This is a genomic window from Psychrobacter sp. W2-37-MNA-CIBAN-0211, assembly GCF_040309405.1.
Classification (GTDB): domain Bacteria; phylum Pseudomonadota; class Gammaproteobacteria; order Pseudomonadales; family Moraxellaceae; genus Psychrobacter; species Psychrobacter glaciei.
This window is the reverse complement of record NZ_JBEOOU010000088.1, coordinates 1-303: the sequence shown is the minus strand read 5'-3', so window position 1 is coordinate 303 and position 303 is coordinate 1. Positions and strand designations below refer to the sequence as shown.

Genomic DNA, 303 nt, shown 5'->3' with positions numbered 1-303 from the left:
CCATAGCGCTGCATAAACTCAATAGCCCCTTCGGCGACATCCATTGGCAATGCCATAATAAAGGTGCCCTCATTGGCTAAATCGAAAGGTTCAAAGCCAAATAACTCACATAAGCCTTTTACTTCATCACAAATAGGAATGCTGGCTTCTTCAACATCAATGCCAATGTTCGAAGCTTTGGCCCACTCATTTAGCACCGCAGATAAACCACCGCGAGTCGCATCTCGCATGGCATGAATATCGATATTTGCCACCAGCAGTTGTTCAACAATCGGCCATAGCGTATCGCAGTCACTGCACAAC

At 46.2% G+C, this 303-nt stretch carries 1 protein-coding gene; it reads right to left on the bottom strand.

The genetic code is table 11. The features are described 5' to 3' along the window. Window positions 1-303, bottom strand: a 303-nt coding sequence (locus AAEY72_RS14410) for an AIR synthase-related protein (protein WP_352311194.1), incomplete at both ends; no start/stop codon positions are given.